Below are 14114 nucleotides of genomic sequence, written 5' to 3'. Positions count from 1 at the left end.
CTGGTCCGGGGGAGCGCCGGGTGGGCCAATTCTTCCCGCGGCCTGCGGCCCGCACAATCCCGCGAATGCGGGGTTGCCGCGGACGCAGCAATGGCTTGTACTGCGCATCGGCTTTGTTCATCATCGTGCGATACGCTGCCGCGATTCCGCTCCCCAGGCCCTCCATGTTCGCCACCCGTTTCCTGGCTGTTCCCGCCCGTCTCCTGCTGGCAGCGCTGGCACTATGCCTGGGCGCCGCCGGCGCGGCCATCTGGGGCGCGCTGCAGACGCCTTGGCTGGGCGTGGCGTTCACCGTGGCCGAGCCGGGCGGCGCGATCATGGCTGCCGGCCGCTCCGATGCTCCGGCGCAACAGCTCGGACCGGATGCCGCGCGGCTGGCGCTGGCGCGGCCGGACGGCCAGGGACGCGTGGAGATCGAAGCGCAGGACCTGATCGAGGAGCCGGATTTCTTCGACGAGTTCGCCGACATGAATCGCTTCTTCGCGCGCCAGTCCGCGTTGCGCAGTCTGCTCGACGGGCCGGTGCAGGCGAGCTGGCTGGACGCGGACGGCAGCGTCCGCGAGGCGACCTGGACGCCGCAGGCGCGGCCGCTGCCATCGCTGCCGCTGACCTTCTGGTTCCAGCTCGTGGTCAGCTGCACCGGCTGCCTGATCGCGTGCTGGGTCTGGGCGCTGCGGCCGGGCGACCTGGGCGCGGCGATGTTCGCGCTCACGGGCATCGCCTTCCCGGCATTCGCGCTGCCCGCCGCGGTCTACAGCAGCCGCGAGCTGGCGCTCGACGGCGGCCTGTTCCGCGTCCTGTCGGCAATGAACCACGGCGGCGCCTTCCTGTTCGGGTGCGCCTTGCTGGCGGTGTTCCTGAGCTATCCGCGCCGGCTGGTGCCGGCCTGGACGCTGGCGCTGCTGCCGCTGTTCTACGGCGCGCTGTGGGCGGCCGACGCGCTGCAATGGGTGCCCGACCAGAACTGGAGCCGCCTGGGCATCCTGTCCGAGATGGTCGGGGCCATGGTGCTGGCCGGCGTGCAGTGGCGCGCCAGCCGGGGCCGGCCGCTCGACCGCGCCGCGCTGCGCTGGCTGGCGCTGTCCATGCTGGTGGGCAGCGGGCTGTTCGTGTTCTCCACGATCGGCTCCAAGGTCCTGGGCTTCTTCCCGCCGATCGCCCAGGGCTACGCCTTCGGCTATTTCCTGATCATCTACATCGGCCTGGCGTTCGGCCTGCGCCGCTACCGGCTGTTCGATCTCGACCGCTGGGCCTACCGGATCCTGCTGTGGATGGCCGGCGCGCTGGCGGTGGTGCTGATGGACGTGGCGCTGATCGTCTGGATGCGCTGGAACCCGGCGTTTTCGCTGGGCGTGAGCCTGTTGGTGTGCGGCTGGCTGTACTTCCCGTTCCGGCAGTGGCTGTGGCGGCGCCTGACCGGTTCGCGCGAAGCGCGGGTGGAAAGCACCTTGCCGGAGTTGATCCGCATTGCGTTCTCGGCGTCGCGGGGGGAGCAGGAACAACGTTGGGACGCGCTGCTGGCGAGCTTGTTCGATCCGGTGGAAACCCGCCGCGCGGACGGCGCCGCCCCCGGGGATGCCGCGGCCTGCCTGATGGAGTCGGGACAGGCGCTGTGGGTGCCCGCCTGCGGCGGCATGGCGGGCCGCACGCTGCGGCTGGCCGACCGGGGGCGCAGGCTGTTCGCGCCGCGCGACGCCGAGCTGGCCGATTCGCTCGCCAGCCTGATGCACAAATCCAGCGAGGGGCGCGATTCCTACGAGCGCGGCGTACGCGAGGAGCGCCACCGCATCGCCCAGGACATGCACGACGACATCGGCGCGCGGCTGCTCATGCTGATCCACCATGCCTCGCGCGCCGGGGACGGGGTGGCCGCCGACGTGGCGCGGGCCGCCATGGGCGACCTGCGCACCACGCTGTCCGCGCTGGAGGGCCGCAGCCTGCCGCTGGCCGACGCCCTGGCCGACTGGCGTGCGGAGATGGCGGCGCGCTGCGAGGCGGCCGGGGTCGCTTTCGAATGGCAGGGCACGCTGTCCGCCCGTGGCTGGACGGACACGCAGCCGGCCATTCCGGCGCGCATGAAGGCGACGCTGGAGCGCGCCTTGCGCGAGGGCTTGTCCAATGCGCTCAAACACGGCCGGCCGGAACGGGTGTCGGTGCAGGTCCTGGCCGGCGAGCAGGGGCTGGACATCGTCATGCTCGACGACCGCCTGGCCGGCGATCCCGGACAGGCCGCCGTGGTGCCGGACGGCACGGCCGGGGTAGGCCTGGGGCTGACGGGAATGAAGCGGCGCCTGGCCGAGTATCGCGGCAGCGTGGTGCTGGAGCGGACGGGCAGCGGCTGCAGGCTGCACCTGTCGCTGCCGCTTGCGGGCGCGCCGGTCGGCGTGCCGGCACTGGAGGGCGGTGCATGAAGGACGTGCTGATCGTCGAAGACCTGCCCGAGGCGGCGTCGCTGTTGATCGAGGCCGTGGCGATGGCCTTTCCCGAGGCCTGTGTCCGGGTGGCGTGCGACCTGGCGCAGGCCGCGGCGGCGCTGGCCGAGCGGGTGCCCGACCTGGCGCTGGTGGACCTCGGGCTGCCGGACGGCGACGGCACCGAGCTGATCGGCACGCTGACGCTGCGCCACCCGCGCTGCACCGCGGTGGTGTCGAGCATCACCGGGGAGGACAGCAAGCTGTTCGCGGCGCTCCAGGCGGGCGCCCAGGGCTACGTGCTCAAAGAGCACCCGCCGGACCAGCTCGCCGCGCTGCTGACCGGCATCGCCCAGGGTCAGCCGCCGCTCTCGCCGGCGATCGCGCGCCGGCTGCTGGGGCATTTCCGCCAGCAGCCGGCCACCATGATCAGCCCGCTGTCGGCGCGCGAGAACGAGGTGCTGGTGCTGCTGGCGCGCGGCCTGCGGCTCAACGAGATCGGCGTGGAGCTCGGCATTTCGCGCTATACCGTGGGCGACCACGTCAAGCACATCTACGAAAAGCTCAACATCGCCTCGCGCGCCGAGGCGGCGCTGCGGGCGAAATCGCTCGGGCTGATCTAGCCCCACCTGCGCGCTTACGCGCGCCCCCAGGGGGCGGCGCTGGCGGACCGGCGGAGCCGGATCCGCGGCGCCCCTGGATTGTAGGTGGCGCGCAGCGCCATGGAAAACTGAGTTTCAGTCCACCGAGATCTGGCGGGCCTTGATGACGCCGTTCCAGCGTTCGATCTCGGTCCGGACCCGGTCCTGCATCTCGGCCGGCGAGCTGGGCGTGGCCAGGCTGCCCACCCGGCCCAGCGCCTGCTGCACGTCGGCGCTGGCCAGGGCCTTGCGCGTCTCGGCATTCAAGCGCTGCACGATGGGTTCGGGCGTGCCGGCCGGCGCCGCCAGCCCCAGCCACGAGCGCACCTCGAAACCGGGCAGGGTGGCCGAGACCGGCGGCACGCCGGGCATCGAGGGCCATTCGGCCGCGCTGGTCACCGCCAGCGCGCGCAGCTTGCCCGATTCGATGTGCGGCGTGGCCACCGTCAGCGTGTCCGACAGCACGTCGACGTCGCCCGCCAGCACGGCCTGGATGGGCGCGCCGCCGCCGCGATACGGAATATGCTGCAAGGGCACGCCGGCGGAGGCGCCGAGCAGTTCGCCCACCATGTGCTGCGTCGATCCCACGCCCACCGACGAGAAGGTGACTTGGCCCTTCTTGGCGCTGTCCAGCAATTCCTTGAGCGTGCGCGCCGGATGCTCGGCCCGCACCGCCACCACGAAGGGGAAGGACGACACCGTCGAGATGAAGGCGAAGTCCTTGACCGAGTCGTAGGGCAGGTTCTTGCGCAGCGCGCCCGTGACCGTGTGCGCGCCGGTGAGCATGACCAGGGTGTAGCCGTCCGGCGCGGCCTTGGCCGCGTAGTCGGTGGCGATCGCGCCGCCCGCGCCGGTCTTGATCTCGACCACCACGGGCTGGCCCAGGGCCTCCTGAAGTTTGCGCGCCATCAGGCGCGCCACGACGTCGGCGTTGCCGCCGGCGCCGAAGCCGTGCACCAAGGTGATCGGCTTGGCGGGATAGGCCGGCTGGGCGGCCGCGGCAGAGGTCGCCAGCAAGGCGGCTGCGGCCAGGGCCGCGCGGATAAGGGAAGTGGAAGGCATGGTCGTCTCCTATCGTGTTCTGGATGGTGGGGTGAAACCGCGCGGGGCCGTCTCAGGCGTCCTGCCGCGCGTAGCCGGACTGCGCGCCGAATAGTTTTTCCCGCTGCGACCAGTCGTGGGTCTGGTTCCAGAGGGCCAGGACCTGCGGCGCCTCGTCGGCGAAATGCCGGAGCCGCACCGGGTCGAGGCAGGTGCGCACGGTCAGTTCGAGACGATGGCCGGACGGGTCGAAGAAGTAGATCGACGTGATGAAGTCGTCGTGGTTGGTGGGGCCGACCACGTTCAACCCTTTCGCCTGCAGCTCCTGCCTGGCCCGCAGCAGCGTTTCCATGCTGTCGACCTCGAAGGCGAAGTGCTGGACCCAGCCGGGCGTTTTCGGATCGCGTCCGGAGGGCTCGCCCTCGTCCAGCGGGCATTCGAAGAAGGCGATGTGGCTGCCGTCTTCCATTTCGAAGAAGATGTGCACGTGCGGGCTGTACTTGCCGGTGGACGGCACGTGGTCCTCGCCCATGGCGTGCGTGAACTTCAGGCCCAGCACCTCGGTGTAGAACTTGACGGTTTCGGCCGCATCCTTGCAGCGGAAGGCGGCATGGTGGAGTTTCTTGCACAGCATGGCGGGGCTCCTCGAGGGTTGCGGGGACGGGGTCACAGCGTGTGTCCGCCGTCGATGACGATGCGCGTGCCGGTGGCCGTCTTCAGGTGCGTGGCGCAGGCCAGCACCGCCATCGCCACGTCTTGCGGCGTGACGACGCGGCCCAGCGGCGTCTGCGCCGCTTTCTTCTGCAGTTCCTCGCGGCTGCGCCCCGCGACGAATTGCGTGTCCACCGAGGCCGGCGACACGCTCAGGCAGCGCACCTCGGGCCCGAAGGCCCGGGCCATCGAGATGGTGAGCGTGTCCAGCGCGGCCTTGGCGGCGCAGTAGGCGACGTTGCTGCCCGAGCCGGTGAAGGCCGACACCGAGGAGACGTTCACCACCAGGCCGTCGCCGCTCTGGCGCAGCAGCGGCAGGAAGGCGCGGATGATGGAGAACGGGCCGACGGCGTTGGCGTTCAGGATCTCGCCGAAGGCGGCCGCGTCCATGCGGTCGAGGTCGTCGTGGGGAATGCGCCGCGTGTAGCCGGCCGAATTGACCAGGATGTCCACGCGGCCGAGCTCGCGGCCGACCTGCTCGGCGATCCGGCCGTGCTCGTGGATCTCGTCGAGCGCGATCCGGACCGCGAAGTGGCCCTGGCCGGGCAGTTCGGCCAGCAGCGCCTCGGCGCGTTCGCGGCCGGTGTGGTAGCCCACGGCCACGCGCGCGCCTTCGGCCGCGAGCGCTTGCGCGCAGGCGGCGCCGATGCCGCTGCTGCCGCCGGTGACGACGGCGGTTTTTCCATTCAATGCTTTCGAGTTCATGTACTGGCGAGTTCGCGGGGAAAAGAGGTCGAAGCGATGTCCTGGGCCGAACTCTAAAGAGTCCGTGAGGTTTCGTCGCCGGCTTGTCCGTTAATCGGACATGAACTCGCCGCGCCGGGGGTGTTCCGTTGCGTGACGGTTTATCTGCACCGCCGGTTATGGCACGCTTGGGATTTCCCGAATAACTGTTCTTTTAACGGACATGCCTGCTACGTCTTCTTCCGATGCCGGATCCCTCAAGCGGGGCGTATTGATACTCAAGCTGCTGGCCACGGCCGGATCGCGCGGATTGCCGCTGACGGAGATCGCCGCCCATGCCGACCTGCCGCACCCCTCCGTGCACCGCGTCCTGAAACAGCTGGGCGCAGAGCGCCTGGTGGAGCGCCACCCCGAACTCAAGCGCTATCGCCTGGGCCCGCTGGCATTCGAGCTGGGTGTCGCGGGTTCGACGATGCACGACATCCGCGATCTGTGCGGGCCGGCCATGGATACGCTGGCCAGGCTGACCGAAGACACGATCTACCTGGTCATACGCAGCGGCTTCGACGCGGTGTGCATGCACCGGCACGAAGGTTCGTTCCCGATCCGGACGCTGGTGCTGGAGGTGGGCAGCCGGCGGCCGCTCGGGGTCGGCGCCGGCGGGCTGGCGATCCTGGCGGCGCTGGGCGACGAGGAGCGCGCCGAAATCATCGAGCGCGTGGGACCGAACCTGGAGGCGTTCGGCCACCTGAGCGCCGAAGCCCTGGCCGAGGCGTGCGCCGCGACGCGCGAACGCGGCGCGGCAGTGATCGACGGCACGATCAACCTGGGCGTGACCGCCGTCGGCCACCATTTCCGCGACGGCATGGGCCAACCCGTCGGCGCACTGAGCGCGGCAGCCTTGTCGCAGCGAATGACGGCGCCGCGCATCCGCGCCATTGCGGAATTGCTGCGCACCGCCTGCGGCGAGGTGGAGCAGCGCATGCGGGCGCGCAAGCGCGCCGGGTGGCTGGCGGGCTAGGGCCGGCCTGGTTCAGGCCAGCGCCAGGCCGGGCAGTCCGAGCAGCAAACCCGCCAGTCCGGCCCACGGCACCCAGCGGGGCCGGAAGCTGATCAGCAGCGTGCAGCAGAAGGCGGCGAGACCGATCGCGCCCAGCCACAGGGACACGCCGATGGACGGCCCCCATCCCCACACGGCGGGCAGCGCGGCCAGCGCGAGCAGTGCCCATCCGGCCGCGCGCAGCCACGGCGAGGCGGGCCGGCCGCCGGCCATGTCGTGCCGGTAGCGTTCGGACGCCATGGCGAGCAGGCTCACGGCGGCGTAGAGCAGGGCGGCAAGCGCGAACAGTTTCACGATGCGGCCTCCCCGGCGGCGGGGGCAAGCGCCTGCGCGCGCGCAGGCTGGCGCGCGGGTTTGCCGGCACGGGGCTTGCCTATGCGCACGGCCGCCCACGCCAGCAGCAGGCCGGTCAGGAGCGCGGCCAGGTCGAAGCCGGCCACCGCCCACTGCCCGGCCGGGATGCTGGCCGCCAGCCCTTGTCCGCCAGTCCAGGCATTGAGCAGCGGGATCGCCGCGAACAGCGCGGTGGCGGCGCCCAGCTGCTCGCGCCAGGCGCACCGGTCGGGACGCACCGCCGCGTGGGCCAGCGTCAGGGCCCAGACGATGAAAAAGCCGTTGATCTCCCAGTCGGCGCGGCCGGCCAGGCCGGTGGGCAGCAGCCGGTTGAGGAAGAAGTAGGCGGCGGTCGCCACGGCCATGCCGGCGATGGCGGCTACGTTCAGGACCTCGACCAGGCGGTGTCCGGCCGGCGTGCGGCCCAGCTTGGCCCGCTCGGGCAGGCGCTTGGACACCCACAGCATCATGCCGGTGGCGACCATCAGCGTGCCCAGCACGCCAGACAGGAACAGCGCCCAGCGCACGATCGGATCGGCGAAGCGTCCCAGGTGCAGGCTGGCCATGGTGTTGTAGGTGGCGCGCACGGCGCTGACCGCGGGCGTGGCGGGGGATTCCAGTTCGCCGCCGCTGACGCCGTCGAAGCGCAGCCGGCGCGGCTGGCCGCGGTTGGCGAGGCTTTGTCCGTGCTCTTCGCGCAGCTCCAGAATGGGCTGGCTGCCCTGGCGGGTCATGACGATGGCGCCCACCGGCGAACCGTCCCAGCGTGCGTGGGCCTGGGCCAGCAGGGCGGCGACGTCGGCCTGCACCGCTTGCGGCGCGCCGCCGTTCCGACCGGCGCGGCCACCCGCGCCGCCGCCTGCCGGCGCGGCGCTCGCGTTCATGCCGCGCAGCTCGGCGATGAAACGGCCTGCGTTCTCGGTGCCGTACAGCGCCTCCCGCGGCGATGGCATCAGCGTGCCCATCAGCAGCAGCAATCCGCTGAAGGTGATCACCAGGTGGAAGGGCAGCGCGAACACCGCCGTGGCATTGTGCGCGTCCAGCCAGCTGCGCTGTCCCTTGTTGCGGCGGAAGGTGAAGAAGTCCGCGAAGATCTTGCGGTGCGTGATGACGCCGCTGATGATGGCCGCGAACATGAACATGGTCGCCGCGCCGACGATCCAGCGGCCCCAGATGCGCGGCATCCCGTACAGCTCGAAGTGGAACCGGTACAGGAAGTTGCCGGCACGCGTGTCGCGCGTTTCGATGGTGTCGCCGGTCGCGGCATCGAGGTAGGCGCGCTGGATGCCGGCGCGCCCCTGTGCGGCGCCCGGCGGCCGCCAGGAGGCCTGGACCTCGGCCTGGCGCGCGCCCGGCAGCGTCACTGTCCAGGTGCTGGCGTCGGGCGCGAGCCGCTGCATGGCGTCGACGGCCGTCTGGGCCGTGCCGGGGCCGGCCACGGAACGATGCAGCTCGGGCCGCATCCATTGGTTGATCTCGTCGAGGAAGAAGCTCAGGGTGCCGGTCAGGAACACGGCGTAGAGCAGCCAGCCCAGCACCAGGCCCGACCACGTATGGGCCCAGGCCATGGACTGGCGCAGTCCTTCCTGCTTGCCGTCCGGTCTCATTGGAGGATTCCTTCGGCGACTCGGGCGAGCGCCAGGCAAAGGCCGTAGAGCACGGCCGTGACAATGCAAAGCTTGGTGGCGCTGCGGCAGCGGAATGCCCACAAGGCGAGCCAGGCGTAGACCGCAAAGGCCAGCATGGCGGCCGCCAGGACGGCGTCCACCGGCGTCAGCGGCAGCGCGAGCGCCGCCAGCCGCCCGGCCGCCAGCGCCAGGAAATATCCCCCGGCGATGGCGACCGTGCTGCGCAATGCGATGTCCACCCGGTAGCCGGGGGTTACCGCGTTGCGGTTAGAAGTTGACATTCATCCCCACCCACAGGCGGCGGCCGTCCAGGTACAGGTTGGCGACGTCGTAGTCCAGGCGCTTGTCGGCCAGGTTGTAGATCGCCGCGTGCAGCGTGACGGTCTTGTTGACCCGGTACGAGCCGCCCAGGTCCACCTGCACGTATCCCGGCGACATCGTCGGCACCGCGCTGGTGCGGTTCAGCTTCATCTGCCTGTCGTAGGCCCAGACGCGGGTCCAGCCGGTCACGGCCTGGTTCGGCTTCCACTCCAGCGTGCCGCTGAAGATCTGCTTGGGCGTGCCCGCCAGTTGCAGGCCGGTCTGGCCGTTGACCGGATCGTCGGTGATCTTCGAACGCAGGTAGGTATACGTAGTGCGCAGCGAAAGCGTGTCGGTAAGCGCCCACTTCAGGTTGCCTTCGACGCCGCGGATGACGGCCTTGCCCACGTTCACCCGCGAACGGATGGTGGCGCCCGGGAAGTTGGGGTCTTGCACGCCGGGCAGCGTCACTTCGGTGATCTTGTTCTTGAAATCGTTGTTGAACAGCGTCACGCCGCCGCTCAACCGGCCGCCGTCGCCGTATTGCAGGCCGATTTCCTGGTTGATGCTGGTTTCGGGCTGCAGGTCGGGGTTGGAGCGGATCACGATGGAGCCGCCGCCGTTGCCGCCGCCCGAGGACAGCGCGTACCCGGGCAGGATGTCGCGCGCGGAGGGGGCCTTGTAGCCCTTGGAGACGCCGCCCTTGAGCGTCCAGTTGTCGGTCAGGTTGTAGACGGCGTAGGCGCGGGGCGTCCATTCGCGGCCGAAGACTTCGTGGTCGTCCAGGCGCAGGCCGCCGGTCAGGGCGAGCTTGTCGGTGACGCGCCATTCATCTTCGATGAACACCGCTTTCATGACGGTCGAGAGCTTGGCGTCGGCCACGCTGACGGCGCGCCAAGAACTATTGTTGTTGGGCATGCCGGGGAACGGATCGCCGTTGGCGTCGACGCAGCCATAGTACGGGTCGGACGGATTGGTCCGGATGCATTCGCGGCCGACGTAGTTGCTGGCGGTGAAGGCTTCCTTGCGGTATTGGCCGCCCAGGGTGACCAGGTGGTTCTTGACCGGCAGCGTCCACTTGCCGTCCAGCACGGTGTTGCGCAGAACGTTGGGGTCGGCCGGCACCGCGTCGGTTTCGAGGTTGAAGTTGCGGCGGAAGGCCTGCTCGTGGGCCAGGCTGATGGTGGACGTGCCCCACTGGCCCCAGCGGCCGGTATGCGTCAGCGAGACGTTCTCGCGCTCGTTCATGCTGCGCGTGGAGGCGGTGGTGGCGTTGACGGACTGGTCGCGGTGATAAATGCTGTCCTGGCGGCCGCGGCCGAAGTCCAGCACGATGTCGTGGTCGCGGGTCGGCGTCAGCGCCAGGCGGCCGTTGAGGTTGTAGTTGCGGGCGCCGTTGAAGCCGTTGACGATGGCGTCTTCGGATCGGTGGAAATAGCCGCCGTAGATGGCAATTCCCAGCATGTCTTCCTTGATCGGGCCGCTCAGGTAGAAATTGGTGCCGTAGGAATTGCCGGCGCTCGAACGCTCCTGGAGCGTGCCGTCGACCTTGACCGAGCCGCCCCAGCGGGTGGCGACCTTGCGCGTGATGATGTTGATCACGCCGCCCATGGCATCCGAACCGTACAGCGAGGACATCGGGCCGCGGATGACCTCGATGCGGTCGATCGCCTCCAGCGGCGGGATCCAGCCCTGTTCATAGCCGGCGTTGCCGTTGGTGCGGGCCTCGCGGGTGCTCTGGCGCTTGCCGTCGACCAGGATCAGGGTATATGCGCCGGGCATGCCGCGGATGCTGATGTCCTGCCCGCCGCCGCCGGCCTGCGCCGCCGCGCCGGTCACGCTGACGCCCTCCACCGAGCGCAGCGCGTCGGTCAGGTCGCGGAATGCGCCCTGCTCGAGTTCTTCGCGCGTGATGACGCTGATCGAGGCGGGCGCTTCCTTGATGTCCTGCTCGAAGCCCGAGGCGGTCACCACCACGGTGTCCAGGGTTTGCGAGCCGCCGCCGGCGGACTGGGCCGCGGCGTTTGCGGAAAAGCCGGCCGCCAGGGCGGCGCAGAGGGTGGAAAACGCGAATAAGCTGGTGCGGGACATGCGTGCCGCCGGGAAGGAGTCGTGGGTCATGGGAGGTTTGTGGCAAGCTGCCCGGTTTCTGCGCAAGCCAGGATCGGGCATGTATCGAGGGAATGAATGAGAATGATTGCTATTGACTATAATTGCCCGGCGACCACGATCCGGCATCAAGGTTTGGATCTTTGGATTTCTTGACGTTTCTTTGGCTATCTTTGGATAAATAGGGAGGAACTGTGCGGTACAGGCCACATCCAGGCGGACTGCCTTCAGGCGGAACTTTTTCCGCCGACGCCGTGCAGGTCCATGCGCAGCCGGCCGTCCTGCTGGCCGATGACGACGCCGAATTGGCGCAGATGCTGGCCGAATTCTTCGCCGACGAGCCCTTCGACCTGCATTTCTCGCAGGATGGAACGGCAACGGCCGGCCTGCTGGCGCAGCGCGACTTCGACCTGGTCCTGCTGGACGTGATGCTGCCGGGCATGTCCGGGTTCGAGGTGCTCAGGCAGGTGCGGCGCTCGTGCGATACGCCGGTCATCATGATGACTGCGCGCAGCGCGCAGGAAGACCGCATCCAGGGGCTGGAGTCCGGCGCCGACGACTATGTCTGCAAGCCTTTCAGCCCCGCCGAGCTGCTGGCGCGCATGCGCGCCGTCATGCGCCGCTCGGCCGGCCGCGCGCCGCAGGCCGAGGCCGGCCTGGCGATCGGGCCGCTGCGCCTGCTGCCCCAGGTGCAGCAGGCGTTCGTCGATGGCCGGCCGCTGGCGCTGACCTCGGCCGAACTGCGCGTCCTGGAGATACTGATGCGCCATGCCGGCACGGCGGTCACGCGCGAGCACCTGACCGAGGCCGCGCTGGGCCGCCAGCTGGAAGCCTACGACCGCAGTCTCGACACCCATGTCAGCAACCTGCGCCGCAAGCTGCGGCAGGCCGCGGCGGGCGCCGGCGCGCCCGCGATCCGCGGCCTGCGCAACCTCGGCTACATGCTGCTGGCGGGCAAGGCGTGAAGTCCCTGTTCCTGAGGATTTTCCTGTCGTTCTGGATCGCGATGGGGCTGATTCTCGCGGGCGGCATGGCAATCGTCGGGACCGTGCTGGCCTACCACGTCAAGAAGCTCTACGACGTCAATCCCGACGATCTCACGCGCGAGGCGCGCGCCGCGGCGCTCCAGGGCGAGGCGGCCCTGCGCGAATGGGTGCTGCGGCTCCATCGGCGCCATCCGGCGCTGGGCGCGTACATCGTCGACACCCAGGACCGCGAGATCGCGGGGCAGACCCTGTCGGCGCTGAGCGCCGACAGGTTGGGCTTCTACCGCGCCCGCGCCCCCTTGCGCATAGCCCAGGCGCAACAGCGTGCCGAGGCGACCGCCGAGCCGCCGTCCGAAGCGTCGGCCTATCGCCCATCCTGGTGGAACATTCGGCGGATCGTACTGGAGGACGGCACCCGCTACGAGCTTTTGTTCGATCCTTTTGCGCTTTCCGAGCTGGACGTATTCGATCATCCCCAGACTTCGTGGTTCTTACTGCTGTTCTGCTTTGCGGTGAGCGCCCCGATATGCTGGCTGCTCGCGCGCAACATCAGCGGCCCGGTCGGCCTGCTGCGCGACGGCGTGCGCAAGCTGGCCTTCGGCGACCTGGCCGCGAGGGCGGAGCCGGGGCTGGACAGGCGCAGCGACGAACTCGGCATGCTGGCGCGCGATTTCAACACCATGGCCGATCGCATCCATGGGCTGGTGGTGCTCAAAGAGCGGCTGCTGCGCGACGTGTCGCACGAATTGCGTTCGCCGCTGGCCCGGCTGCGCGTCGCGCTCGACCTGGCGCGCCGCGGCGGACCGCGCCAGGCGACGCAGCTCGACCGCATCGAGCGGGAGTGCGAGCGGCTCGACCAGATGATCGGGCAGATTCTGGAGGTCGCCCGGCTGCGCGGCCAGCCGCCGCATGAAATGGAGGACGTCGTGCTGGGCGAGCTGGTGCGCGAAGTGGTGGAAAATGCCCGTTTCGAGGCGCAGGCCAAGCAACTCCGGATCCGGGCTGCCGGCTGCGACAGCGCAGCCGCCGTGCGCGCGGACCGGGCGGAACTGGCGAGCGCGCTCGACAATGTCTTGCGCAACGCGCTGCGTTTTTCGCCGCGGGGAGGCGAGGTGGACGTGACGCTGACGCAAGCCGACGGCACCCTGCGCATCGCCGTGGCCGATCGCGGGCCGGGCGTGCCCGCGGCGGTCTTGCCGCATCTGTTCGAAGCGTTCTTCCGTCTCGGCGATGCGCGCGACCGCGAGAGCGGCGGAACCGGGCTGGGGCTGGCGATCACCGCTGCCGCGATGCGCCGCCATGGCGGACGGGCCGAGGCGGCGCTGCGCCCCGGCGGCGGCCTGCTGGTCAGCCTCCACCTGCCGATGGCTATTTGAGCAGCCGCTCCACCACGCCATCCATGGGCGGCGCCTGCTCCGCATCCTTGTAGGGCTGGAGCCGGGTATAGATGTCCGCCGCCGCGAGGTGGAAGCCGTCCGGCAGCCCGGCCTGACGGAACGTCGCCGCGATTTCTTCCATTTCTCCCACCCAACGCCAGGCTTTTTCGGCCTTCTGCGCGATTTCTTCTGAGCGCGCCACCAGGCCGGGATTGGTCCGTTCCCATTCCGCGAGCAGCGCCTGCTCGGCCCCTTCGTGCCGCGCCAGGGCGCGGATGGCGCCCAGCAGCGCCGTCGAGCCCTTGCTCCATGCGGCAAAGCATATCTTCAGCGCCGATGCGCTGCCCGGCGGCCCGTCCAGCGCGACCGCGTGCAGCAGGCCGCCCTCGAACAGCGCCGCCGTGGCGGCGGCGTCCGGGCCGGCCAGGAACAGCCGGGTGGTGCCCGGTTTGCGCGGCGGCAGGCCGATGATGCCGCCGTCCAGGAAGCGGGCGCCCGCGCCTTCGGCTACGGCGCGGATCTCCTGCGCGGTGGAGGGCGAGACCGCGTTGGCGTCGGCATAGATGCCGCGAAAGCCGAGCCCTGCCACCGTGCGCGCCAGGTCGACGGCATTGTGCGGCGGGCAGATGGAGAACACGATGTCGGCGGCGCGGACCGCCGCTTCCAGGGTGCCCAGGTCTTCCAGCCCGGCGGCCTGGGCGCGCTGCACGGTGGCGGCGCTGCGGCCCGCGCTGGCCCACACCACGCGGCGGCCGGCCGCGCGCAGGCTGGCGCCGACGGCGGCGCCCATGGCGCCGGGATGTAGGATGGCGAGTGTCGGTGACGTCATGATCC

At 70.1% G+C, this 14114-nt stretch carries 13 protein-coding genes; 5 read left to right on the top strand and 8 right to left on the bottom strand.

The window, feature by feature from the left end; genetic code table 11:
• The first annotated feature begins 164 nt into the window (after positions 1-164).
• Positions 165-2411: a sensor histidine kinase gene (locus PIGHUM_RS00975; RefSeq protein ID WP_160142089.1), complete on the top strand. Its 2247-nt coding sequence runs from the start codon at positions 165-167 to the stop codon at positions 2409-2411.
• A complete protein-coding gene (locus PIGHUM_RS00970; RefSeq protein ID WP_124077377.1) occupies positions 2408-3034 on the top strand; it encodes a response regulator in 627 nt (208 codons plus the stop codon). Before PIGHUM_RS00975 ends, PIGHUM_RS00970 begins: the two co-directional genes overlap by 4 nt.
• 114 nt (positions 3035-3148) lie before the next feature.
• On the opposite strand, the gene PIGHUM_RS00965 is transcribed toward PIGHUM_RS00970, so the two are convergent.
• Genes PIGHUM_RS00965 through PIGHUM_RS00955 form a run of 3 tightly spaced genes read right to left on the bottom strand, consistent with a single transcriptional unit; the run spans position 3149 to position 5509 of the window.
• Positions 3149-4114 carry a tripartite tricarboxylate transporter substrate binding protein gene (locus PIGHUM_RS00965; protein WP_124077376.1) on the bottom strand — a complete coding sequence of 322 codons (966 nt, stop codon included), beginning with the start codon at positions 4112-4114 and terminating at the stop codon, positions 3149-3151.
• Between the two features lie 52 nt (positions 4115-4166).
• Positions 4167-4727 (bottom strand): VOC family protein, encoded by a 561-nt coding sequence (locus PIGHUM_RS00960; RefSeq protein ID WP_124077375.1) that lies wholly within the window; start codon positions 4725-4727, stop codon positions 4167-4169.
• A gap of 32 nt (positions 4728-4759) precedes the next feature.
• Positions 4760-5509, bottom strand: coding sequence for an SDR family NAD(P)-dependent oxidoreductase (locus tag PIGHUM_RS00955; protein WP_124077374.1), 750 nt, complete (start codon positions 5507-5509; stop codon positions 4760-4762).
• 202 nt (positions 5510-5711) lie between these two features.
• On the opposite strand from PIGHUM_RS00955, the gene PIGHUM_RS00950 reads away from it, so the two are divergent.
• Complete coding sequence (locus PIGHUM_RS00950; RefSeq protein ID WP_124077373.1) at positions 5712-6509, top strand: IclR family transcriptional regulator; 798 nt, start codon at positions 5712-5714, stop codon at positions 6507-6509.
• A gap of 12 nt (positions 6510-6521) precedes the next feature.
• On the opposite strand, the gene PIGHUM_RS00945 is transcribed toward PIGHUM_RS00950, so the two are convergent.
• From PIGHUM_RS00945 to PIGHUM_RS00930, 4 genes are read right to left on the bottom strand one after another with little or no spacing between them, the layout of a single operon-like run.
• On the bottom strand, positions 6522-6842 hold the full coding sequence (locus PIGHUM_RS00945) for a DUF3325 family protein (protein ID WP_124077372.1): 321 nt from the start codon (positions 6840-6842) through the stop codon (positions 6522-6524).
• Positions 6839-8488, bottom strand: coding sequence for a PepSY-associated TM helix domain-containing protein (locus tag PIGHUM_RS00940; RefSeq protein WP_124077371.1), 1650 nt, complete (start codon positions 8486-8488; stop codon positions 6839-6841). The genes PIGHUM_RS00945 and PIGHUM_RS00940 overlap by 4 nt, the downstream gene beginning before the upstream one ends.
• On the bottom strand, positions 8485-8790 hold the full coding sequence (locus tag PIGHUM_RS00935; RefSeq protein ID WP_124077370.1) for an iron transporter: 306 nt from the start codon (positions 8788-8790) through the stop codon (positions 8485-8487). The genes PIGHUM_RS00940 and PIGHUM_RS00935 overlap by 4 nt, the downstream gene beginning before the upstream one ends.
• A complete protein-coding gene (locus PIGHUM_RS00930; RefSeq protein WP_124077369.1) occupies positions 8777-10930 on the bottom strand; it encodes a TonB-dependent receptor domain-containing protein in 2154 nt (717 codons plus the stop codon). Before PIGHUM_RS00930 ends, PIGHUM_RS00935 begins: the two co-directional genes overlap by 14 nt.
• A 242-nt stretch (positions 10931-11172) precedes the next feature.
• Here PIGHUM_RS00930 and PIGHUM_RS00925 point away from each other — a divergent pair, with 242 nt between their 5' ends.
• On the top strand, positions 11173-11883 hold the full coding sequence (locus PIGHUM_RS00925; protein WP_246012851.1) for a response regulator transcription factor: 711 nt from the start codon (positions 11173-11175) through the stop codon (positions 11881-11883).
• Positions 11880-13280: an ATP-binding protein gene (locus PIGHUM_RS00920; RefSeq protein ID WP_124077368.1), complete on the top strand. Its 1401-nt coding sequence runs from the start codon at positions 11880-11882 to the stop codon at positions 13278-13280. The genes PIGHUM_RS00925 and PIGHUM_RS00920 overlap by 4 nt, the downstream gene beginning before the upstream one ends.
• On the opposite strand, the gene PIGHUM_RS00915 is transcribed toward PIGHUM_RS00920, so the two are convergent.
• Positions 13273-14109, bottom strand: a complete 837-nt coding sequence (locus tag PIGHUM_RS00915) for an NAD(P)-dependent oxidoreductase (protein WP_124077367.1) — start codon at positions 14107-14109, stop codon at positions 13273-13275. The genes PIGHUM_RS00920 and PIGHUM_RS00915 overlap by 8 nt on opposite strands.
• Between the last annotated feature and the right edge of the window lie 5 nt (positions 14110-14114).

It is taken from the genome of Pigmentiphaga humi (assembly GCF_900606115.1).
Classification (GTDB): Bacteria; Pseudomonadota; Gammaproteobacteria; order Burkholderiales; family Burkholderiaceae_B; genus Pigmentiphaga; species Pigmentiphaga humi.
This window is presented reverse-complemented; position numbering and strand designations above follow the sequence as displayed.